Raw genomic sequence first — 22412 nt, 5'->3', positions numbered from 1 at the left:
TTGGTTAAAGGTGATATTTGTCACAGTTTTCTTTTGGAAAGTAAACTAAGATGTTTATATAAGGTCCCAGTTATGAAACATCATTGTGAAATTTGGTACAAATAACGGCTTGGGATCACGAGACACGGGATTATCCTTCAAGCCCGCGATCTCTACAAATCATATAAATATATGGAGGGATTAGCATGTCGGTGATTGAAAGAGAAGTACAAGAAGTTAAGTCGGGATGGCGTGGATTTGTTAGTGGCAAATGGAGCAAGCATGTCAACGTCAATGATTTCATCGAGAAGAACATCAAACCTTATGAAGGAAACGAAGATTTCCTCGTGGGTCCAACCAGCAACACTAACGAATTGTGGAAAATTATTTCCCAATTGAGCAAGGAAGAAAGAGATAAAGGCGGCGTATGGGATGTAGACCTCAACACGGTTTCCACAATCGTATCCCACAAACCGGGCTATATCGATAAAGAAAAGGAACAAATCGTTGGTGTTCAAACCGATGCTCCTTTCAGACGTTCCATTCAACCGTTCGGCGGCATCAAAATGATGATCGACGCTTGTAAAGCTTATGGCTTCGAACTTCCGAGCAGCATTGTGGACATGTTTACGAATATTCGCAAAACGCATAACCAAGGCGTATTTGATGCATATACATCTGACATGAGAGCTGTGCGTAAAGCGGGTATCATCACAGGTCTTCCGGATGCTTACGGTCGTGGCCGTATCATTGGTGATTACCGCCGCGTTGCTCTGTACGGTATTGACTTCCTGATCAAGGAAAAGAAACAAGATCAACTTAACCTTGAAGTGGATTCCATGAGCGAAAGTATCATTCGTCTCCGCGAAGAGCTGTCGGAGCAAATCCGCGCTCTGAGCGAACTGAAAGAAATGGCTGCCGCGCACGGATTTGATATTTCCAAACCTGCAAACACTGCTAAAGAAGCTTTCCAATGGGTATATTTTGGTTACCTGGCTGCAATCAAGGAACAAAACGGCGCCGCAATGTCCCTCGGACGGGTATCTTCCTTCCTGGATATCTACGTTCAACGTGACGTTGAAGAGGGTACACTGACTGAAGAACAAGCACAAGAGCTTGTGGACCATTTCGTTATGAAACTGCGTATCGTGAAATTCCTTCGTACTCCTGAGTACAACGACCTGTTCTCTGGCGACCCAACTTGGGTAACAGAATCCATCGGTGGTATGTCCGTAGACGGAAGAACTCGCGTTACGAAGAACAGCTTCCGTTTCCTGCACACTCTGTACAACCTGGGACCGGCTCCGGAACCTAACCTGACTGTACTGTGGTCCGAGAAGCTTCCTGAAGGATTTAAGAAATATTGCGCTAAAGTATCCATCGAGACCAGCTCGATCCAATACGAAAATGACGATCTGATGCGTCCGATCTATGGCGATGACTACGGTATTGCATGCTGCGTATCCGCAATGCGTATCGGTAAACAAATGCAGTTCTTCGGCGCACGCGCTAACTTGGCTAAAGCTCTGCTGTACGCTATCAACGGTGGCGTGGATGAGAAATCCGGCGCTCAAGTTGGACCTGAATATCCGCGTATTACTTCCGAAGTGCTCGATTACAACGAAGTAATCAGCCGCTTCAAACCGATGATGGAATGGCTTGCCAAGACTTACATCAATACTCTTAACGTTATCCACTACATGCATGATAAATATTCCTACGAACGCATTGAAATGGCGCTGCATGATCGTGACATTCTGCGTACGATGGCTTGCGGTATCGCTGGTCTGTCGGTTGCTGCCGACTCCCTGAGCGCGATTAAATACGCTAAAGTTAAACCGATCCGCAACGAACAAGGCATTGCAGTTGACTTCGAAATCGAAGGTGAATTCCCTTGCTACGGCAACAACGATGATGCTGTTGACAGCATCGCAGTTGAACTGGTTGAATCCTTCATGAACATGATTCGCAAACATCAAACTTACCGTGATTCCCTGCCGACTCAATCGATTCTGACGATTACTTCGAACGTTGTTTACGGCAAGAAAACAGGTACTACTCCTGACGGACGTAAAAAAGGCGAACCATTCGCACCTGGTGCTAACCCAATGCACGGACGCGACAAGAAAGGTGCTCTTGCTTCCCTGAGTTCCGTAGCTAAACTGCCTTATGAAGACAGCCTTGACGGTATTTCCAATACCTTCTCGATCGTTCCTAAGGCACTGGGTAAAGATGAAGAGGGACGTAAATCGAACCTCGTATCCATGATGGACGGATATTTCCACAGCAAAGGCCATCACCTGAACGTTAACGTATTTAACCGCGAACAACTGATGGACGCTATGGAACATCCTGAGAACTACCCACAACTTACCATTCGCGTATCTGGTTATGCCGTTAACTTCATCAAGCTGACTCGTGAACAACAACTTGATGTCATTAACCGTACTTTCCACGGTTCGATGTAAGTTGTCTCTAAAGATGAATTTAAGTTCTAAATAATGCTGTAACAAGCAAGGTGATACCGCCCTTGAATCAAGGGCGGTAAAATCTTGTGTTGGGATTGTTAAAATTTTAAGTTTTTGGTTTATAGCTGTCGTGAAGAAAGGATGACCTTCTATGATTAAAGGCCGTATCCACTCTCTTGAAACCTTCGGAACCGTAGACGGGCCTGGTATCCGTTTCATTTTATTTATGCAAGGATGTCTAATGAAGTGTCAATACTGTCACAACCCGGATACATGGGCTTTAGATGAAGGTAGAGAAGTGACTGTCGAAGAGATTCTCAAGGAAATCGAACCTTACCTGAATTATTACCGTACGTCCGGTGGTGGATTGACCGTATCCGGCGGAGAGCCGACGCTGCAGGCTAAGTTCGTAGAGCAATTGTTCACCGAAGTGAAGAAACGTTGGGGTTTGCATACCACCCTGGATACCAACGGATATAACGAAGGCGACAAGATTACAGATCTTTTGAATGTTACGGATCTTGTTCTGCTTGATCTTAAGCATATCGATGATGAAGCTCATATCAAGCTGACTAGCAAATCCAATGATCGCACCCTGAAGCTGGCCCGCTGGCTGTCCGATCATGGACGCAAAATGTGGATTCGCCATGTCTACGTGCCCGGCATTCATAATAAAGAAGAAGACCTCATTAATTTAGGCCGTTTTATTGGAACACTGAACGGGGTAGAGAAGTTCGAGATTTTGCCATATCATCAAATGGGCGTGTATAAATGGGAAATGCTCGGCAAGGCCTATGAGCTAGAAGGGGTTCCTACTCCTGGGGATGAAGAAATCCAACGGGCTTACCGGCTGATTGAAGAAGGCCGCAAGCAGACAACCCCGGTTTAACTACGACCTCGAATACCGATCAGAGCTTCATTAACGGGGTTCCGATTTTGAATAACGATGAGAGTCCCTCATCGGAGATCGCGGCATCGCATAATAAGGCTGTTCCCATTCCGAGACGACCGGATGTTGGGAAACAGCCTTTTTAATTGGATTCAGGCGAAAGAGAGCTGTTATTTGTTTTGATTTCTTGCTTCGTCCTTTACCTCTTCTCTGAATCCCTCTATGCTGTTCAGACGCCGTTCATTCTTGTCTTGAAGCTGATTTTTCTCGGCGGAGGAAATCTCGTCGCGGTGTTCGTTTAAATATTCCTCCGTCTCCCGATAGTTCCGGATGGTGTTTTCAATATTGTTTTGCAGATGGGCTACATTGTCTTCCCGGTTATCCGGTTTGGGTCTGTTCATTTTTTATCACCTCCCGTAAATAATGAAAAGCGCCGACTTGTTGACGCCCTTTGCCGTTAGTATTTCCCTCCAAGTTTGATGGATATGCGCATATTGATTTCCGTCTTTTACAAATTTTCTCCATTTTACTGAAACTTTTTGCTGGGACTTGCGTCTAATAGTATGTTTTGTTTTGGGGAAGCCATGATAAGAGCGCTGGCCGCCTAAGGGCGGCTGTGTTTTTGCCTTAAAGATAAAGAGCGGCTGAGCCCATACGGTCATGGATTTTTTATTTACTAATAAGGGAGTAGAAGGAGTCATACCAATGAATGTTAGAAAACTGGCTTTAATTGCTGTACTAACGGTGGCACAGGCGGCTTCGGCATTTCCGGCGTTCGCCGAGTCCGCTGCATCGGCACCGGCATCGACAGCAGCCAAAACCGCAGCTGCCAATGCTGCATCCTCTCCATCGCCGTCAGCTACTGCTGCATCATTAACGGGAACCGAGTCCCCAGCCCCGACAGTATCGCCTGAGGCTTCGCCAACGACGGAGCAGCCCGGCGCGACTCCGGAACCGTCAGCCTCTGCGCTGCCATCCGCTTCGCCTCAGCCTTCAGGGGCGCCACTGCCGACCGGAGCTCCAGCCGTACAGATTCCGGCCAGCACAGCAGGGAGCGGCCAGCTTGTTCTGATGATGAACAGCAACAAGATGTATATGAACGGAGTCCTGTATTTGGCGGGACAGCCGATGGCAGTGAAGAATGGTGTCTCTAACGTGGCCATTCGGGCAATGGTCGAGCGTGTGGGCCTGAAATTGACCTACAACGGAGCAACGAAAGAAACGATTATCATCAAAGACGGCAACGAGCTTCGTTTCAAGACAAACAGCAAGATTTATACAGTGAACGGTAAAGCCACTCTGATGAAAGGTCCGGCCTACCAGTATAAGAATACTTTTATGGTGCCGCTGACCTCGATTACGCAGGCGCTTGGCATTCCCTACACAGTGGATTATGTGCAGAAACGAGTCATCCTGACTCTGCAGACAAAGCCAAAGGCATCCTTCACCGTGCAGCCTTCCGAGATTTTTGCAGGAGAAACGACGGTCAATTATGTGACCAGCAGCCAGGCGTTTAATGGAGCGACCATCGTTGAGGAGCGTTGGGAAGGACGTCAGGACGTTTTTGCGCAGCCCGGCTATTATACAGTCAGTTACTCGGTTAGGGATTCAAATGGCCAATGGAGCGACCCCTATCCGGTAACCATCAATGTTCTGAAGCCGAATCAGCCTCCGGTAGCGCAGTTTACAACAAATAAAGACGAATACAAAATGGGTGAGCCGATTACTATTACGAATATCAGTTCTGATCCGGACGGGGATGCGCTGACCGAATCATGGTCCAATCGCGCGCTGGCCTTTTTTAACCCGGGCCCTGTTCCCATTCAGCTGACGGTCACCGATACCCACGGCCACAGCAGCACTTTTGAGAAGGTAATCAACATTACGAACGAAGTGCTGTACAGTCAGGAAGACTTTAACAAGCTTTTTGTGCCGCTGGGCGATATTTATACAATCATCGGAAGTGTAGTTCCGACATGGAATAAGGTCACGTATACCGTCAGCTCGGACCCGATTACACTGATCCGCAGCAATAGTCCCGAAACAGTGAATTCGGAAGGCATTGTTTATCAAGAGACGGCGATGGGCAGCACCCGGATTATGGTCCATCACAAGAATTCGATGTCCACGAACATGAAGATGTATGTAATCGCAACGAACGATAATATGTACCCGGCAACGATTACAACTCAGCAGTCCGGGTTTGGCGGGCCGCTGGATATTCCGACAGCCACTGGCAAAAAGTCGATCGAAACCTACCTGCAATCCATGTCTTTGGGCGGTGCTTACGATAATGTCACGCTGCAGCCCGGCGAGAGCAAACCGGTTCTGACTGCAATCAACAATGTGACGATGAAGCCTGGGCAAGTCATTTCACTGATGTCCGATGTATTCAGCGATTATCCGGTCAAATACTCCATCATCATGATCGACGCCACCAAGGATCCGCTGCAAACTCTGCCGACCCTAAATTACCTGGATCGCGACGGTGTACATAACCGCGGAACGTACCCGGATGCAAACCGAATCATTACGGTCACCGATCCGGTAGGTCAGGCGCCTTCAAGACTGGTTCTGGGGGATAACAACACGGACCTGAACCTTAAGGGCATGGACGCGCTAACGGGCACGGAAGCATCCAACTCTGGCAACTTCGGCGTTGTCTACAAAATAACGCTTACCCGTGTCGCCCCGAACACGCTGATTACACTCAATCCGCGCGGCGGAAAGTACCAGGGACCGCTGCTGGTCAACGGCAATATCATTGAAGCCCCCAATGCGGGCGCGGTAGATGCCCCGAACCAGAACAGCGTCCTATACCGTACCGGCAACCTGGAGCAGACGGTAGAAATCGTGTTTACCCCGGCTTCGGGAAGCAATCTGCCAATTAATCTGCTGTTCATGCCGCTTCCGCCTCAGAAGACGGAATAACGGATTCGTCATCATTTGTATACATTTTTTCCCGGCACAAGTGGTTGTTAAAGCTTGCTGCCGGGATTTTTATTTTCCGGGAAATTAAAACACAGGGGTATACTGACCTTCATTGACGGCGTAATTTTTTTGAGGCATTATTAAAAGATGGGTTAAACCTTGATCCTCTATGTTATGGGAGATGAGCTTATGCTGTCGACAGAAGAGATATTGGAGGCCATGTCGGAGCAGGGACTGCGAATCACCGATCAGCGCAAGACGCTTGCCAAATTGTTCGGCGAGAATACGGGTTATTTGTCCGCCAAGGATGTATATAAACATATGGAACGCAAGTACAGCGGACTAAGCTTCGATACGGTCTACCGCAACCTGCGTGTTATGGAAGAGCTGGGGGTGCTGGAGCAGATCGTTTTTGAGGACGGAATCAAATTCAAGGCGAGCTGCAGCCAGGACCATCACCACCACCATATGATTTGTCTCCAGTGCCAGAAGACGTACCCCATCTCTTTCTGCCCGATGAATATGACGGATACGCCCGATCAATTTCGGGTGGTGAAGCATAAATTCGAAGTATTCGGGTATTGTAGAGAATGTGAGGAGTCGGGGGCGGAGGACAAAGCGGCTCGCGGAGAAGAGGCGAAATAAGTATGGGAATCGGACGAAAAGCGGCACAGGCTCCGATCAGGCTATACCGTAATTTCATCTCCCCTCTGAAGCCGGCTACCTGCCGGTTCTATCCGACCTGTTCGGCGTATGCGCTCGAAGCGGTGGAAGTGCACGGACCTCTCAAGGGCTCTTGGCTTGCCGCCAAACGGATTGCCCGCTGTCACCCCTTTCATCCGGGCGGGCTTGATCCGGTGCCACCGGCGAAGAGCAAGATTACCGGGAAGAAGGCGGAACGCTCTACTTGACATTGGTAAGCTATATTGGTTATATTTTTCAATAATAATGTATTTCCGACGAATGGATGAGTACATCGGGACGCCAGTACAGAGAGCCGGGGCAGGTGCAAGCCGGTCTGGAACGTCAGATGGAAGATGGTCCGGGAGGAACCGCTCGCGAGCGATCTGAGGCTCCATAAGCCTCTGCGTAAGCCTACGGCGTGATCCAGCGTTAATGGGCAGTTCCCGCTGCGGGAACTGGAAGAGTCCGCGCTCTGTGAAGAGGCGGAGAATTTGGGTGGTAACGCGTGAGATAACTCTCGCCCCATATGGGGGCGGGAGTTTTTTTGCGGGCAAAAAGATTGTACAGCAGGTGCAGCGCTCCAGAAGTGCTTGATATAGACGGTAGAGTGTCTTGGAGTACGAACCGGCCGGATGCACCGGCAGTGCGGCTAACAGCTGCAACAAAAGAAAGGATGACGGAAATGAGCCAGAAGAACACGTTTTATTTAACAACGCCAATCTATTATCCGAGTGACAAGCTGCATATCGGACACGCCTATTCGACGGTTGCCGGTGATGCCATGGCCCGCTACAAACGGCTTCGGGGGTATGAGGTCCGCTATTTGACGGGAACGGACGAGCACGGCCAGAAGATCGAGCGCAAGGCTGAGGAAGCGGGCAAGACGCCGCAGAAGTTTGTGGACGACATCGTGGCCGGAATCAAGGATCTGTGGCGCAAGCTCGATATTTCCAACGACGACTTCATTCGCACGACGGAAGAGCGGCATACCAAGGTCGTTCAGGATATTTTTGACCGGCTGCTGCAGCAGGGAGATATTTATAAAGGCGAGTACGAAGGCTGGTACAGCATTTCAGATGAGACCTTTTATACGGAGACGCAGCTTGTGGATATTGTCCGCGACGCGGACGGCAAGATTATTGGCGGTAAAAGCCCGGACAGCGGTCATGCCGTGGAACTGGTGAAAGAAGAAAGCTACTTTTTTAAAATGAGCAAGTATGCGGACCGGCTGCTGAAGTATTATGAGGAGAATCCGGATTTTATCCAGCCGGAATCCCGTAAAAATGAAATGATCAATAACTTCATCAAGCCTGGCCTGGAAGATCTGGCGGTATCCCGGACGACGTTTGATTGGGGCGTGAAGGTCAAGGGCGATGAGAAGCATGTCGTCTATGTCTGGATTGATGCGCTGACCAACTATATTACCGCTCTTGGCTACGGCTCCGAGGACCGCAGTCTATACGACAAATTCTGGCCGGCAGATGTTCATCTCATGAGCAAGGAGATTGTCCGTTTCCATACGATCTACTGGCCGATTATTCTTATGGCGCTCGGCGAGCCACTGCCGAAGAAGGTGTTCGCGCACGGCTGGCTGCTGATGAAGGAAGGCAAAATGTCCAAATCGAAGGGAAACGTAGTAGACCCGGTTACGCTGATCGACCGCTACGGTCTTGACGCTCTTCGTTACTATCTGCTGCGCGAGGTTCCGTTTGGCTCCGATGGCACGTTCACGCCCGAAAGCTTCGTGGACCGGATCAACTACGACCTGGCTAACGATCTCGGCAATCTGCTGAACCGCACTGTCGCTATGATCGACAAATATTTCGGCGGCGAGCTTCCGGCCTATGAAGGCAAAGTCACCGCATTTGACGGGGAACTGGAAGCCGCAGCGGCTCAAACCTACGCGAAAGTGGAAGAAGCGATGGAAAATATGGAGTTCTCCGTCGCACTGGCCGCGATTGGAGCGTTCGTCAGCCGGACGAATAAATATATTGATGAGACCCAGCCGTGGGTGCTGGCCAAGGATGAGAGCAAGACGCCGGAACTGGCTTCCGTGATGAGACATTTGGCGGAAGGGCTTCGGACAGCTTCGATTCTGCTTCAGCCGTTCCTGACCCAGGCTCCGGCGAAAATCTGGGAGCAGCTCGGTATCACCCCGGGCGAACTGACCACATGGGACAGCGGCAAGACATTCGGCCTAATCCCGGCCGGCACGAAGCTGGTGAAGGGAGCGCCGATCTTCCCGCGTCTCGACGTGGAGCAGGAGGTCGCTTACATCTCATCGGCAATGGGTGGAGGCAAGAAAGCAGCTGAAGCCGGAGCGGAAGCTCCCGCTGAGGCCGCCGGCGCGCAATCGGCCGCTGCTGCCGAGCCGGAAGAAGAGCATAAAGCGGAAATCGGCATTGAGGATTTCGCCAAATCCGAGCTGCGTGTTGCGCAGGTCATTTCCGCCGAGCCGGTCAAAAAGGCCGACAAGCTGCTGAAGCTCCAGCTCGATCTCGGCTATGAGCAGCGCCAGGTTGTCTCCGGCATCGCCAAGTTCTATACGCCGGAGGAGCTCGTCGGACGCAAGGTGATCTGCATTGTGAACCTGAAGCCGGTGAAGCTGCGCGGCGAGCTGTCACAGGGAATGATTCTGGCAGCTTCCAAAGGCGATCAGCTTACGATTGCGACGGTGCCAGATTCGATGCCGAACGGCGCCATTGTCAAGTAGATTAGAAGAAGCAGGGCGGATGATTAAAAAGTTTTAAAGGAGAAAGCGGCTTGGTCGTTGGACCGGGCTGCTTTTTTCTATGAATAGAGGTGAGTAGAGGTATAGATTTCGAGATTCCCGCTAAAATGAATAGTAGGCGATTGACTTATCGTAATGATTACGACTATAATGCTAATAGTAAAGATTACGATCAGGAGGAGAACGCTACAATATGCTAGGAAAAGGAATGAAAGGATTTATTCTTCCGCTTATACTGATTGCGGTTCTGCTGTCCGGGTGCGGCCCGAAGAGCAGCGGAACGATTGTGGAGGACAAGGTGAATGTGGTAACCACATTTTATCCGATCTATGAGTTTGCGAAGGAAATCGGCGGAGAAGACGTTAATGCTATCAATTTGCTGCCGGTGGGTGTGGAGCCGCATGATTGGACACCGCGCAGTCAAGATATTGTGAACACTTCGAAAGCGCAGCTATTTCTCTATAACGGTGCGGGGCTGGAAGGCTGGGTGCCGAATTTTCTGAAGGGCCTCGAAAGCGACAGCAAGGTGCAGGCGGTCGAAGTAAGCAAAGGCATCGATTATATTATGACAAATGAAGAAGACGATCACGATCATGGCGGGGAGAGCGGCGAAGAAGCTTCCGGTGACTCACTCCATACCGATCCGCACACTTGGGTGAGTCCGAAGTCCGCTCTAATTATGGCTGAAAATATTAAAAACAGTCTGGTGCAGGCTGATCCCGCTCATAAGGATGGCTATGAAGAGCGTTTCGGCAAATTAGCGGAGCGTCTGAAGGCACTGGATGCGAAGTTCGAAAGCGAGCTGGCCAAGGTTCCGAATAAAGAAATCGTTGTTTCTCATCAGGCTTTTGCCTATCTGTGCCGAGACTACGGACTTACTCAGCACGCAATTATGGGGTTATCCCCGGACGCCGAGCCGCGCGGACAGGATTTGGTGAAGCTGGCGGAATTGGTGAAACAAGACGGTATCCGATATATTTTTTTCGAGGAGCTGGTTTCGGATAAATTGGCCAAGACGCTGGCCTCCGAGGCAGGGGTGTCAACGCTGGTGCTAAATCCGGTGGAGGGACTCACAGAACAGCAGGAGAAAAACAATGATAATTACTTCACTCTAATGGAGAAAAATTTGCAAAATCTGATTCTGGCTTTAAAATAAGGTAGAAAGCTTACGTGAAAGGGTGGATTGTCATGCAACCGGTATCCCTGGACTGCCACCAGCATATGATCAATATACAAAACCTCTCGTTCTCCTACGGGGAACAGAAGGTCATTTCCGATTTGAATTTTACCGTGAGAGAACGCGATTTTGTCGGTATTATCGGATCGAACGGAGCCGGCAAAACGACGCTGCTTAAAATGATCGTTGGCCTGCTTCCCGCGACCAAAGGAGAAATCCGTCTGTTCGGAGAACCGGTGAAGAAGTTTAAAGATTGGGAACGAATCGGGTACGTGCCGCAAAAAAATGCGTTCAACCCTCTGTTTCCAGCCACGGTGCGGGAAGTGGTCATGTCCGGTCTTTATAACAATAAAAATGTCTGCCGCCGCATTTCCCGCGCCCAGCAGTGCAAATGTGATGACGCGCTTGAGGTAATGCGCATACAGGGCATTCAGGACAAGAGGGTCGGCATGTTATCCGGCGGCCAGCAGCAGCGCGTATTTCTGGCGCGGGCGCTGATTAACCATCCGGACCTGCTCATACTGGACGAACCTACGGTCGGGATCGATACGGAGACACAGGCGGCGTTCTTCGAGCTGATTACGCATATGCATGCCCATCATCATATGACATTCCTGATGGTGTCGCATGACATCGATATGATCCAGAACTATCTTGGTAAAGACCCGGTTCAGCGAAACGGAAAAATTAATTTTTATTCCCATCATTCGCACGAGCTTCAGAACTGCGCCGCCGAAGACCTGCAGCATACGCTCACATAACAAAGATCAGCCATTGTACAACATCAGCTGATCAGGTCTTTGATCTTTGTCTTTTGCACTTGTTCTTTTTTTCAAGATCGGCCATTGTACAACATTAGCCGATCATGCCTTTGATCTTAAGCCTTTTATCTTTTAGTCTTTTAATCCTAAGTACGTCAGCAGGTTAAGCGTGTCCCGCCTTTTGGGACGTAAGCGATCATGAGTCAAACAGTCCCAGGGAGCGCCCTCCTTCACACCTTCGCCATTTGCGGGTGTCCAGAGGGCAGCTGCCCTTGGGGCCCTCCCCGGTGGGGAGGGTTTGGGAGGGGAAACTTCACATTGGATATACTACTAAGCGATTTTTTTCAGCGGGCGCTTGCAGGCGGATTGCTGATTGGCATTACGGCGCCGTTAATGGGCGTTTTTCTTGTGCTTAGACGGCTGTCGATGATTGGGGACACACTCGCCCATGTAACGATCGCCGGGGTAGCGCTCGGATTTTTGGCCGGCTTTTATCCGCTGGGGGCGGGATTGATCTTTGCTGTCGCGGCATCTTTTGCGATCGAGAAGCTGCGTAAAGCCTACAAGAGCTATGCGGAGCTGTCGATCGCCGTGATCATGTCGGGCGGTGTCGCGCTGGCTTCTTTATTTTTCACCTTGGGAAAAGGGTACAACGCCGATGTGATCAGCTACCTGTTCGGCAGTATTTATACACTCGACAACGCGGATCTTCTGGTCGTCGGTATCGTAACCGTTGCGGTGATCACCGTTGTGACGGTGTTCTTTAAAGAGTTCTTTCTGCTCAGTTTCGAGGAAGACGCGGCCAACGTCAGTGGACTGCCCGTGAAGATGCTCAATATGCTGATTACGATTCTGACGGCGCTTGTCATTAGTACGGCCATTAAGATCGTCGGCTCACTGCTGGTGTCCGCGCTTCTGACAATTCCGGTGGCCATCAGCCTTCTATGGGCCCGCAGCTTCAGGATATCGGTCATATTGTCCGTTGTCATTGCGGAAATCGCCGTAGTCATCGGGCTGGTCATCGCGGGAATCTGGAATCTGGCGCCGGGAGCGACAATTGTGCTGCTGCTGATTGCTTTGCTCGTGCTGACGCTGATTGCCAAAAAAGGAATCAGGGTATAGTTATTAGCCGGAAGAAGAGGGCTCTACAGTAATAACCGGAAGCCCGAAGGCTGCCGGTAAAGTGACAGAAGGGGAGATGCCGCTATGTCCGACATTAACGCGGGAATCGCTTTGGCTGCAGGTCTCGCTTCATTCATTTCCCCTTGCTGCCTGCCGCTGTATCCTTCTTATTTATCATACATAACCGGGCTGTCGGTACAGCAGCTGAGATCGGGTGAACAGCGGAGGGAAGCCCGTTATCGGACACTCGGCCATGCGCTAGCTTTTGTTCTCGGATTCTCAGCAGTGTTCTATACGCTTGGCTTCGGAGCCGGAGTATTCGGGCAGTTCTTCATCGGGCAGCGCGAGCTGATCCGGAAGCTGTCCGCCATTCTGATCATTGCAATGGGACTGTTCCTGCTCGGCATCTTTCAGCCCCGTTTCTTGATGCGCGAGCGCAAGCTGGAACTGAGCCGCAGACCCGCAGGGTATCTTGGTTCCTTCATCTTTGGCATCGGCTTCTCGGCAGGCTGGTCTCCCTGCATCGGTCCGATCCTGACAGCAATTATCGCTCTATCGGCGAGTGAGCCGGGAACGTGGCTGAAGCTGATAACAGCCTACAGTATCGGATTCGCGCTTCCTTTTTTTCTGCTGGCATTCTTTGTCGGGGGGGCGCGGCGGCTGCTGAAATATTCAGGTCCCTTAATGAAGATAGGCGGGGCACTGATGGTGTTTATGGGCATCCTGCTGTTCACGGATCAGATGTTCCGGATTACGATCTGGCTTCAAAGCATTACCCCGGGCTGGCTTAAATTTTAGGAACAACCGGTTAAATAGTCAGGTAAAATAATCGATCCGGCCTGCCGGAAAATACTCAAAAATGCGCTCTGTGATAAATTCACGCAGGGCGTTTTGCTGCTCGTCCTGATAGACGAATTTATTTTGCCCCCATCGGCCCCATTTCTTTTTGCGTTTCTCGATGTCCATCTCAAGCTTGGTCTTCGGGTAGCGCTTCTCTATAATGGCTTTGGCCGTCTTGGTAAAACGGTGCTGAATCATTTCGAAGGTCAGGTCTTTATCTGCCTCGGGGGGAAGGGCCTGCGCAAGCTTGGCCAGCAGCTCGGCATAGCCTTCTTGCCAGCCGTCATACCAGATGATCGGTGCTATGATGAATCCCAGCGGATAACCTGCCCGGGCCACCTGCGCGGCAGCCTCGATCCGTTCTTCAAACCGCGCCGTGTTCGGTTCGAAATTGCGGATCACATAATCGGCGTTGACGCTGAACCGGATACGGGTATGATTGTTATGTGCAAGCCCTAGAAGCGGTTCGACATGCTGATATTTTGTCACAAACCTCAGCCTGCCGAGAGGCTCTTCTGCCATGAACTGAATAAGCTCTGCAAGGGAACCGGTGATATGCTCCATCCCAAGCGGGTCCGAGGTGCAGGCCGCCTCAAAGGTTGTAATTTCGGGCGCTCGCGCTTCGATATACCGTTTGGCTGCGGCAATAATGTCGCCGGTGTTGACGTAGACGCGAATATAGGGCTTGGCTCCAAGCGTTGTTTGCAAATAACAATAATGGCAGTGGCCCATGCAGCCGGTGGCGATAGGGATGGCATATTCCGCAGACGGCTTCGATTGGTCGAACTCCAGGGTCTTGCGGACGCCGACAACAAGGGTCCGTTTGGCGATTTTGTACTGCTCCAGTTCACCTTCTCCGGGCAAATTGGTAATCCGGTTATGGGAAGTCGTCATACGATAAGGAATATCGCGTTCGCGAACCCACTTCATAATCCGCTCGCCCTTCGGGTATGAGAGCGCGGCCGGCTCAAAATACACCAGCTCCGGAATAAACAGCCCCGTCGGTTTTCCTGGCTTTCCGGGAACCGGACGTTCGGGCGTCAGCACTGTCATCACTTCACACTCCTTCACAAAAAGGGATAAGCTTATTTTGACGAATTTACAGTTCCGGGAACCCTGGAAATCATATGCAGTGTGTACGGAAGCTTCCTGTGCGCTTACGACTTGCCAAGCTCGGGGAGAAACATGTATCATTGGTAGATCAAGGTTTGGCCTTTGGCGCCATGGAAATATAGAAAAGAGGTAATTGCATGCCAACACCCAGCATGGAGGATTATTTGGAGCGCATATACAAGTTGATTGATGAAAAGGGATATGCGCGGGTTTCGGATATTGCCGAAGGGCTGGAGGTGCATCCTTCTTCCGTCACCAAAATGATCCAAAAACTGGATAAGGACGAATATCTCATCTATGAGAAGTATCGCGGACTCGTCCTGACCACCAAAGGAAAAAAAGTAGGCAAACGCCTGGTCGACCGGCACAAGCTGCTGGAAGAGTTTCTCGCGATGATCGGCGTACAGGAGCAGAATATTTACAGGGATGTCGAGGGAATTGAGCATCACCTGAGCTGGGATTCCATTACCTGCATCGAATCGCTGGTTGAATTTTTCCGCCGCGATCCCAGCCGAATACAGGCACTGAATGAGATTCACCAGGAGCTTTACAGCGAATCTTAGCTGGAAGAAACGGCAGCCGTTCTAATGGAACGGGTTCCGTTTTCTCCGGTACCTATACTTCAAAAGACCGGAAACGGAGCCAGTCCCGGGTGGGGCGGTCATCCGTTTCTTTTGTTTATGCGCAACCTTTTTCGGTTATTCTCGTCCAAACTTGTAGTATAATGCAGGACTGCAATTTTGGGGGAGGAATTATGAAACTGAAAAAAGGGTTCATCGGGATGCTATTGCTGCTGCTACTCGTGCCACTGCTGTCTTCGGGCGCCGCCCGGGCGGCTTCGGCTGTCATCACACTGGAGCTTGACGGAATGACGCTGGCCAGCGATGTGCCGCCTTATATTACGGCCAAATATGTCACCATGGTTCCGCTCGGGGTGATCAGCAAGGGGCTTGGCGCGCAGGTGCAGTGGAATCAAAGCGTCAAGACTGTTACGATCGCCAAAGACGACAATGAACTAAAGCTCACGAGCGGCAAAAAAACGGCTTTGGTCAACGGCGCTTCCGTCTCACTGGACAACGCGGTCGTCATCCGTCAGGGCCGGATTATGGTGCCGATCCGGTTCGTGGCGGAGCAGCTTGGGCTTCAGGTCGTCTGGAATCACGCGGCGAAGCAAATTTCGCTGTATACGGGAGCGGAGCCTCCGCAGGTGAGAGATCCGGTGAATCCGACGGTACCCACTATACCGGTACCTGTGGTTCCAACCATACCGGCGCCGACTGTGCCGTCGGTTCCGGCCATTCCGGGCACCGGGGGTAAGGCGATGAAAGGGGCATGGATCTCCACCATTTTTAACCTGGATTGGCCTTCGGCGTCTTCATACGGGAAGATCGACCAGCAGAAAAAAGATTTCGGCAGCTTGCTCGACAAGCTGAAGGCGATCGGCTTCAACGCCGTATTCGTGCAGGTGCGTCCAAGCGGAGACAGCCTGTATCCGTCCTCGATTGTTCCCTGGTCGAAGGTGCTGACCGGCACCCAGGGAAAGGACCCGGGATATGACCCGCTTCAGTTCATGGTGGACGCGGCGCATGATCGCGGCATGCAGTTCCATGCCTGGTTCAATCCGTTCCGGGCGACGACGGATTCCGGGACAGCAGCGCTTGCGGCCAATCATGTTGCGAAATTGCATCCGGATTGGATCGTCAAGGCGGACAATAAGCTGTACATCAATCCGGGAATTCCCGAGGCCAGACAGAGCATTATCGACACGGTGCTGGAAGTCGTGAGAGGGTACGACATCGACGGTGTTCATCTCGACGATTACTTTTACCCGTCTTCCGCTTTTGACGATGACAGCGCGTTTCAGACGTATAATCCCAAAGCCATCGTCAGCAAAGCTGACTGGCGGCGGGAGAACATCAACGACTTCGTTCGCGAGCTGGGGAATCAGATCCATGCCATTAAGCCCGCGGTTTCGTACGGAATTAGCCCGTTTGGCGTCTGGCGCAATATAAGTAAGGATGCTACAGGCTCAGATACTTCGGCCGGAGTGTCTGCTTACGACGACATGTACGCCGATGTGCGGACCTGGATCCGGCAGGGCTGGATCGACTATGTCGCCCCGCAAATCTATTGGAGCCTGTCCTTTGACAAGGCGAGATACGATAAGCTGGTGGACTGGTGGGTGAATGAGGTGCGGAATACGGGTGTGAAGCTGTATATCGGCCAGGCGGCATATAAGGTGGGTGTAGACAAGAGCCCGGAATGGCAGAGCGGCGAGCAAATCATCAATCAATTAAAATATAATGAGAAATACGAAGCCGTGCAGGGAAGCATTCTCTTCCGGGCGAGCGACATCGTCGTACGGAATCCGGCTGATTTGAGCAGCCTGCTGACGTTTTATTTTAAATCGTAACGCTTCAAGGCATGAATAATCCCCCGTACTCATAGATAAGCAGTATAAGCCTATGGGAACGGGGGATTGTAGTATATGGAGATTAATGCGGTGTTCGAAGGCGGCGGCGTCAAAGGGATTTCGCTTGCGGGAGCGGTTCAGGCGTCGGAGGAGGCAGGCATTACTTTCGGAAGGGTCGCTGGAACCTCCTCGGGCTCCATTGTCGCCTCACTGCTGGCAGCCGGATACAGCGGAGGGGAGATGAGCCGGATTATCCGGGGAACCTCCTTCCGCTCTTTTTTGAAACGGTCGCCCGTCTTCAATACGAAGCTGATCGGCCCGGCCCTGCGGGTCCTGCTGAAAAAAGGGCTGTACTCCGGAGAAGCGCTGGAATCCTGGATAAGCGGGGTTTTGCGGCAAAAAGGGATTATCTCCTTCCGGGATCTTCCTCCCGGCAAGCTGTCGATTATCGCTTCAGACATTACGGACGGGCGCCTTGTGGTCCTGCCTGACGGGCTCGAAGAATATGGAATCAACCCCGAATATTTCGAGGTGGCCAAGGCGGTGCGCATGAGCTGCAGCATTCCATACTTTTTCGACCCTGTGATGCTGCGCAGAAACGGTAAAGCGGCGGCGGGCAAAGCTTTTGCCGATCAGTTCGTCTACATGGTGGATGGGGGGCTATTGAGCAACTTCCCGATGTGGCTGTTTGATGAAAAAGAGAAGGGAGCGCTGGGAACGGCAAAGGTACCGGTTGTCGGCTACCAGATGGTCGGACGTACTGAGCCGCAGGCTCACCGGATTACCGGACCGTTCAGCATGCTTCAGGCGCTTGTCGGCACGATGCTGTCGGCGCATGACGAGCGTTATATCGAGCAGGAAAAATCCGTCCGCACCGTCAAAATTCCCACGTTAGGCATTGGTACAGTCCAATTCGAGCTAACTCCTGAAGAAAGCAATGCGCTGTACGATTCCGGTTACCGGGCGGGGACGGAGTTTTTCAAGAAATGGCGTCCGGGGCAGCCGTATAAGCAGCTCGTTGTGAATAAAAAGGCGTCCTCGCACTCCTGAAGGAATGTGAGGACGCCAAACCAAACCATGCGTTAAAGCTTTAATGATACTTGGGCAGCTGTTCTTCGCCGTTCTTTCCTTTGCTGCCTTCAATAACCCGAAACGGATAGGTTTTGCGTTTGCCGGCCGGCGGCTGGCTCTTTCTAGTGCCCGCAACCTTCGCCATGGTCTTCTGAGAAGGCTTTACCTTGATTCTGGACCGGCGGCCGCTTGCGGCATACCGGCGGGGCGGGAACTTGTAGAGCAGGTACAAGACAAGGAACAGAAGGACGGGAATGACAAAGCCCCTAAGCGAGTAGAGGCCCTCTGCCGCCAAACCCGATACGAGACCGAAAACCGCTAGCAGTATCGCGCTCCAAAAAATCAAAGCATGCCGTTTCATAGGCCACTCATCCTTTCGCAGGGTCCAATATGCCTCCGGTTACATTAGATTGCTGATATCCATTTGCTTCGATGGCCGCATCCAGTTCGCGCATGCGGTTGAAGGATGCGATCGACACTTCCACTTGTTCGTTATTTGGTTCCTTTGTTGTGAGCAGCTGCAGCCAGAGTCCGGGATAACCCAGAAAGCGCAGCACCGGAAGTTCGCGTACGGCATTGGTGCCCTTCAGCACTTCAAAGGATACGCCGATAACAAGCGGAAGCAGGATCAGCCGCTGCACGATTCGTTCCACCAGAGTATGCCAAGGCACAATGGAGTAAATAATGACGCCCAGCACAATCGTTAGCATCATAAAGCTGCTGCCGCAGCGGTAATGCAGCCGGCTGTGCTTCTGTACGTTCTCGACCGTCAATTCGTCGCCGGCTTCGAATGCGCTGATAACCTTGTGCTCCGCGCCGTGATACTGAAACAGTCTCTTGATCACAGGAGTCTGGGAAATGGCCCAGAGGTAGACCAGCAGCAGTACGAGCTTGATGGCTCCTTCAATAAGGTTGTGCAGAATATAATTGTCAAATGCATTGCGGAACAAAATATCTTCAACAAATACAGGAACGAGGGTGAAAATAACCTTCCCGAAAACGAAGGATAAAATACCCATAACTGCTACGCCCAGAATCATGCCCAGGCTCCAGCCTTCTTCTTTCCCCTTCTGCTTGGCGAGTTTCTCGGGCTCAGTTTCGTCTTCCGCATAAGCCTCGGCGGAATAATTCAAATGCTTGGAGCCCTTGGCGCTGGCATCTATAATACTGACAAGGCCCCGGAGCAGCGGGATCTTGCGCAGCTTCTTCACCCAGCTCTTCTCGCTTCTCGGCACCTCCAAAAAAGTAATCTCTTGATTCTTCCGTCGTACGGCTGTCACATTGACATGCTTGCCGCCGAACATAACGCCTTCGATGACGGCCTGACCGCCGTAACTCGGAGTTTCCTGGGACAACCAATTCACCTTCCCGTAAAAAAATAGTGTGATGTTCTTTATATTCTTTATTGTAACTAATTTTTGTTTACATTTCTACTTGGATCAATCTTTCCTGTACATACTAGCCAATATGCAGGATCGCCGCCGTAGGTCGGGACCTGTACTATAGTAGAAAGCGGGGAATGAGGCGAAAATGGGCAATACGGTGAGTCAGCGGCGGCCGAAGACGAATCCGCTGTTTTTTGCAATTGAGACGGGTTTTTTTGCAGGCTTGATCTGGGGCGGAATTCAGTGGCTGCTCTCTGTGTTCCGGTTTACGAAGGTGATTCCCGGGTATTTGGGAGAGCCTTTTTTTCGGCATAAATTTCTGGTGACAGGCGCCGGGCAGCTGGCGGGCTATTTGCTGTTCATCGGCTTCTCGGTTCTCTGTTCCATCGTCTATGTTCTCTTATTCCGCAAAATTAAAGGGCCATGGGCGGGGATGCTCTACGGCATTCTTTGGTGGTCCGTTCTCTTTCTGGCAGGCTCCTGGCTCTTTCTGATGCAGCCGCCTTTCCGGCTTCCCTGGGATTCGGTCATCAGCGAGTTCTGCCTGTACCTGTTGTGGGGATTGTTCATCGGCTATACGGCAGCGACCGAATATACGGACGAACGAAAACGGGAGAGCAGCGCGGGATTAGCTTGACGATCCGGTAAACAATTAGCCGGAAGCCGGGGCGAAAAAGGCATTCTTATCCATCAAAAAAACTTCTCAGGCGGCATGGCCCTATGTTACAATACAATGTGGCTATTTTCGAGAGGAGAATGATGATGGGCAACAACCGAGTCTCCAAACTGCGGAAGGTAGTGCAGGATCAAGGTCTGGACGCGATATTGATCACGAGCGGCATCAACCGCCGCTATTTGAGCGGTTTTACCGGTTCATCCGGCTATGTGCTGATTACGGGCGACGAAAGCTATTTGCTGACCGATTTTCGCTATATGACTCAGGCGTCGGAACAGAGTAAAGGGCTTAAGGTCGTACAGCATGGCCCGAAATTTATCGATACGGTGAGCGAGCTGCTGCCGAAAGGCGGGCAGGTTCGTCTCGGATTCGAGCAGGATCATGTCGCTTACGGCTCCTATGCCTCTTACGCCGAAGCGCTGAAGACGGCGGCCGAACTCGTTCCGGTATCCCAGGCCGTTGAGAAGCTCCGCATGATCAAGGATGAAGACGAGCTGGCCGTGATGAGAAGAGCAGCGGATCTTGCGGACGACACGTTCCGGCACATTCTGAACGTGATCAAGCCGGGCATGACCGAGCGGGACGTCGATCTGGAAATGGAGTTCTACATGCGAAGCCACGGGGCGACCTCATCGTCCTTCGATACGATCGTGGCTTCGGGAGAGCGGTCCGCGATGCCGCATGGCGTTGCGAGTGAGAAAGTAATTCAGACCAATGAATTCGTAACGTTCGATTTCGGTGCGCTGCTGGACGGCTATTGCTCCGATATTACTCGGACGATCGCACTGGGCAGTCCCGATCCGAAGCTGAAGGAAATTTACGACATCGTGCTGGAGGCTCAGCTGTACGCGCTGGAGCATATCAAGCCGGGTATGACCGGCAAGGAATGCGACGCGTTGTCTCGGGATATCATTACCCGTTACGGATACGGCGAGCAGTTCGGACACAGTCTTGGCCATGGCCTGGGCATGGAAGTGCATGAGTGGCCGCGATTGTCCAAGCTCAGCGATGATGTGCTGCAGCCGGGAATGGTCGTCACTGTAGAGCCGGGCATTTACGTTCCGGGACTTGGGGGCGTCCGCATTGAGGATGATGTAGTCGTCACGGAGAACGGCGTCGAGCGATTGACCCATTCGTCCAAGGACTACACAGTATTGTAAACTTCGGTTATGCCGCCTGCGCAGGCTGCGACCTTAAGAGTTTAATTGTTCTAATAAGGACAAGTTATTTATGAATTCAGGAGGGGTTTATTAGTGATTTCCGTTAACGATTTTAAGACAGGCCTGACCGTTGAGGTGGACGGCGATATTTTCACGGTGCTGGACTTCCAGCACGTCAAACCGGGTAAAGGCGCGGCGTTCGTCCGCTCCAAGCTGAAGAACCTGCGCAACGGCAACACCGTTGAGCGTACGTTCCGTGCCGGCGAAACGATCGGCCGCGCGATAATCGAGAACCGCGCCGTGCAATATCTGTATGCGAGCGGCTCCGAGCATGTGTTCATGGACAACCAAACCTATGACCAGTTCAGCCTTGAAGCCGATCAGCTCGAATGGGAATTGAACTTCCTCAAGGAGAACATGACGGTGAACATTGTCAGCTACCAGGGCGAGCTTCTCGGCATCAACCTCCCGACCAGCGTGGAGCTTAAGGTTGTGGAATCCGAGCCGAGCGTTAAAGGCAACACTGCTCAGGGCGCAACCAAATCGGCCAAGCTGGAGACCGGCCTGACCGTTCAGGTGCCGCTCTTCATTGACGAGAACGACGTTCTCCTGATCGACACTCGCGAAGGCAAGTATATTTCCCGCGCTTAGTTCTTCAGCTAGAATGTGATCCGGGCCTCCCGCAGCGCAGTGCAGGGAGGCTTTGGTATTTCAGGAAGAGAACAGGCCGAATATACATAAGACAGCATGAAGCCAGGAATTGCAAGCGCTGCGATCGAAGAAGCTTCCATCGCCTGCGTGGAGGCTTGCCGCAAGATGGCTGCCGGACATAGGCAGGTTTAGCCGGAGCCTGCGAGAAACCAAGGCCATCAATAAAGACAGTCCCGTGAGAATCGGATGAGATTCGAGGGGCTGTTTTTTGGAAATAAAGGTTGACGTCTTTTTTTGCAAAATAACTAACGCAATCGGTTACTTTCGTATTATACTGGTTTAAAGCGGGAAACCGTATGTT

General features: G+C 51.5%; 20 protein-coding genes. 16 read left to right on the top strand and 4 right to left on the bottom strand.

Features of this window, described 5'->3' with window-relative positions:
* Window positions 1-185: 185 nt before the first annotated feature.
* Together pflB and pflA are read left to right on the top strand one after the other, a co-directional pair.
* The gene (gene pflB / locus PSAB_RS16825) at window positions 186-2447 is read left to right on the top strand and encodes a formate C-acetyltransferase (RefSeq protein WP_025335759.1); all 2262 of its coding nucleotides are present in this window, start codon (window positions 186-188) and stop codon (window positions 2445-2447) included.
* Window positions 2448-2598: 151 nt separating this feature from the next.
* The gene (gene pflA / locus PSAB_RS16820) at window positions 2599-3336 is read left to right on the top strand and encodes a pyruvate formate-lyase-activating protein (RefSeq protein WP_025335758.1); all 738 of its coding nucleotides are present in this window, start codon (window positions 2599-2601) and stop codon (window positions 3334-3336) included.
* A gap of 170 nt (window positions 3337-3506) precedes the next feature.
* On the opposite strand, the gene tlp is transcribed toward pflA, so the two are convergent.
* A complete protein-coding gene (tlp, locus tag PSAB_RS16815; RefSeq protein ID WP_025335757.1) occupies window positions 3507-3737 on the bottom strand; it encodes a small acid-soluble spore protein Tlp in 231 nt (76 codons plus the stop codon).
* A 304-nt stretch (window positions 3738-4041) separates the two neighbouring features.
* Between tlp and PSAB_RS16810 the strand changes: the two genes are divergently transcribed.
* The 8 genes from PSAB_RS16810 to PSAB_RS16775 all read left to right on the top strand — a co-directional run bounded on the left by PSAB_RS16810 (window position 4042) and on the right by PSAB_RS16775 (window position 13540).
* A complete protein-coding gene (locus PSAB_RS16810; RefSeq protein WP_025335756.1) occupies window positions 4042-6267 on the top strand; it encodes a copper amine oxidase N-terminal domain-containing protein in 2226 nt (741 codons plus the stop codon).
* 189 nt (window positions 6268-6456) lie between these two features.
* Window positions 6457-6912: a Fur family transcriptional regulator gene (locus tag PSAB_RS16805; RefSeq protein WP_025335755.1), complete on the top strand. Its 456-nt coding sequence runs from the start codon at window positions 6457-6459 to the stop codon at window positions 6910-6912.
* 2 nt (window positions 6913-6914) lie between these two features.
* Entirely contained in the window at window positions 6915-7178 is a 264-nt protein-coding gene (gene yidD / locus PSAB_RS16800) for a membrane protein insertion efficiency factor YidD (protein ID WP_025335754.1), read from the top strand.
* 455 nt (window positions 7179-7633) lie between these two features.
* Window positions 7634-9664 carry a methionine--tRNA ligase gene (gene metG, locus PSAB_RS16795; protein WP_025335753.1) on the top strand — a complete coding sequence of 677 codons (2031 nt, stop codon included), beginning with the start codon at window positions 7634-7636 and terminating at the stop codon, window positions 9662-9664.
* Between the two features lie 211 nt (window positions 9665-9875).
* A complete protein-coding gene (locus tag PSAB_RS16790) occupies window positions 9876-10838 on the top strand; it encodes a metal ABC transporter substrate-binding protein (RefSeq protein WP_025335752.1) in 963 nt (320 codons plus the stop codon).
* A gap of 32 nt (window positions 10839-10870) precedes the next feature.
* A complete protein-coding gene (locus PSAB_RS16785; RefSeq protein WP_025335751.1) occupies window positions 10871-11620 on the top strand; it encodes a metal ABC transporter ATP-binding protein in 750 nt (249 codons plus the stop codon).
* Between the two features lie 318 nt (window positions 11621-11938).
* Window positions 11939-12742, top strand: coding sequence for a metal ABC transporter permease (locus PSAB_RS16780; RefSeq protein WP_025335750.1), 804 nt, complete (start codon window positions 11939-11941; stop codon window positions 12740-12742).
* Between the two features lie 84 nt (window positions 12743-12826).
* A complete protein-coding gene (locus PSAB_RS16775; protein WP_025335749.1) occupies window positions 12827-13540 on the top strand; it encodes a cytochrome c biogenesis CcdA family protein in 714 nt (237 codons plus the stop codon).
* A gap of 18 nt (window positions 13541-13558) precedes the next feature.
* Here the strand turns inward: PSAB_RS16775 and splB are convergent, their stop codons facing one another.
* Window positions 13559-14629 carry a spore photoproduct lyase gene (gene splB, locus PSAB_RS16770; protein WP_025335748.1) on the bottom strand — a complete coding sequence of 357 codons (1071 nt, stop codon included), beginning with the start codon at window positions 14627-14629 and terminating at the stop codon, window positions 13559-13561.
* Between the two features lie 203 nt (window positions 14630-14832).
* Between splB and mntR the strand changes: the two genes are divergently transcribed.
* The 3 genes from mntR to PSAB_RS16755 all read left to right on the top strand — a co-directional run bounded on the left by mntR (window position 14833) and on the right by PSAB_RS16755 (window position 18158).
* Entirely contained in the window at window positions 14833-15258 is a 426-nt protein-coding gene (gene mntR / locus PSAB_RS16765; protein WP_025335747.1) for a transcriptional regulator MntR, read from the top strand.
* A gap of 191 nt (window positions 15259-15449) precedes the next feature.
* On the top strand, window positions 15450-17108 hold the full coding sequence (locus PSAB_RS16760; RefSeq protein WP_025335746.1) for a family 10 glycosylhydrolase: 1659 nt from the start codon (window positions 15450-15452) through the stop codon (window positions 17106-17108).
* Between the two features lie 75 nt (window positions 17109-17183).
* Window positions 17184-18158, top strand: coding sequence for a patatin-like phospholipase family protein (locus PSAB_RS16755; protein WP_025335745.1), 975 nt, complete (start codon window positions 17184-17186; stop codon window positions 18156-18158).
* Window positions 18159-18198: 40 nt separating this feature from the next.
* On the opposite strand, the gene PSAB_RS16750 is transcribed toward PSAB_RS16755, so the two are convergent.
* The gene (locus PSAB_RS16750; protein ID WP_025335744.1) at window positions 18199-18540 is read right to left on the bottom strand and encodes a hypothetical protein; all 342 of its coding nucleotides are present in this window, start codon (window positions 18538-18540) and stop codon (window positions 18199-18201) included.
* 7 nt (window positions 18541-18547) lie between these two features.
* Window positions 18548-19483 (bottom strand): DUF1385 domain-containing protein, encoded by a 936-nt coding sequence (locus tag PSAB_RS16745; protein ID WP_144240618.1) that lies wholly within the window; start codon window positions 19481-19483, stop codon window positions 18548-18550.
* A gap of 226 nt (window positions 19484-19709) precedes the next feature.
* Here PSAB_RS16745 and PSAB_RS16740 point away from each other — a divergent pair, with 226 nt between their 5' ends.
* From PSAB_RS16740 to efp, 3 genes are all read left to right on the top strand, one after another.
* The gene (locus tag PSAB_RS16740) at window positions 19710-20201 is read left to right on the top strand and encodes a YqhR family membrane protein (RefSeq protein ID WP_025335742.1); all 492 of its coding nucleotides are present in this window, start codon (window positions 19710-19712) and stop codon (window positions 20199-20201) included.
* Window positions 20202-20326: 125 nt separating this feature from the next.
* Entirely contained in the window at window positions 20327-21400 is a 1074-nt protein-coding gene (locus tag PSAB_RS16735; RefSeq protein ID WP_025335741.1) for a M24 family metallopeptidase, read from the top strand.
* A 93-nt stretch (window positions 21401-21493) separates the two neighbouring features.
* On the top strand, window positions 21494-22051 hold the full coding sequence (efp, locus tag PSAB_RS16730; RefSeq protein WP_025335740.1) for an elongation factor P: 558 nt from the start codon (window positions 21494-21496) through the stop codon (window positions 22049-22051).
* Window positions 22052-22412 lie beyond the last annotated feature (361 nt).

The organism is Paenibacillus sabinae T27 (assembly GCF_000612505.1).
GTDB classification, from domain to species: Bacteria; Bacillota; Bacilli; order Paenibacillales; family Paenibacillaceae; genus Paenibacillus_AQ; species Paenibacillus_AQ sabinae.
This window is presented reverse-complemented; position numbering and strand designations above follow the sequence as displayed.

Coding starts and splice junctions, on each gene's coding strand:
- PSAB_RS16790 (WP_025335752.1), top strand. CDS start 9,876: ATGCTAGGAAAAGGAATGAAAGGATTTATTCTTCCGCTTATACTGATT.
- PSAB_RS16810 (WP_025335756.1), top strand. CDS start 4,042: ATGAATGTTAGAAAACTGGCTTTAATTGCTGTACTAACGGTGGCACAG.
- PSAB_RS16745 (WP_144240618.1), bottom strand. CDS start 19,483: ATGTTCGGCGGCAAGCATGTCAATGTGACAGCCGTACGACGGAAGAAT.
- pflA (WP_025335758.1), top strand. CDS start 2,599: ATGATTAAAGGCCGTATCCACTCTCTTGAAACCTTCGGAACCGTAGAC.
- PSAB_RS16760 (WP_025335746.1), top strand. CDS start 15,450: ATGAAACTGAAAAAAGGGTTCATCGGGATGCTATTGCTGCTGCTACTC.
- PSAB_RS16775 (WP_025335749.1), top strand. CDS start 12,827: ATGTCCGACATTAACGCGGGAATCGCTTTGGCTGCAGGTCTCGCTTCA.
- mntR (WP_025335747.1), top strand. CDS start 14,833: ATGCCAACACCCAGCATGGAGGATTATTTGGAGCGCATATACAAGTTG.
- pflB (WP_025335759.1), top strand. CDS start 186: ATGTCGGTGATTGAAAGAGAAGTACAAGAAGTTAAGTCGGGATGGCGT.
- yidD (WP_025335754.1), top strand. CDS start 6,915: ATGGGAATCGGACGAAAAGCGGCACAGGCTCCGATCAGGCTATACCGT.
- PSAB_RS16750 (WP_025335744.1), bottom strand. CDS start 18,540: ATGAAACGGCATGCTTTGATTTTTTGGAGCGCGATACTGCTAGCGGTT.
- PSAB_RS16735 (WP_025335741.1), top strand. CDS start 20,327: ATGGGCAACAACCGAGTCTCCAAACTGCGGAAGGTAGTGCAGGATCAA.
- tlp (WP_025335757.1), bottom strand. CDS start 3,737: ATGAACAGACCCAAACCGGATAACCGGGAAGACAATGTAGCCCATCTG.
- PSAB_RS16755 (WP_025335745.1), top strand. CDS start 17,184: ATGGAGATTAATGCGGTGTTCGAAGGCGGCGGCGTCAAAGGGATTTCG.
- PSAB_RS16740 (WP_025335742.1), top strand. CDS start 19,710: ATGGGCAATACGGTGAGTCAGCGGCGGCCGAAGACGAATCCGCTGTTT.
- PSAB_RS16785 (WP_025335751.1), top strand. CDS start 10,871: ATGCAACCGGTATCCCTGGACTGCCACCAGCATATGATCAATATACAA.
- metG (WP_025335753.1), top strand. CDS start 7,634: ATGAGCCAGAAGAACACGTTTTATTTAACAACGCCAATCTATTATCCG.
- PSAB_RS16805 (WP_025335755.1), top strand. CDS start 6,457: ATGCTGTCGACAGAAGAGATATTGGAGGCCATGTCGGAGCAGGGACTG.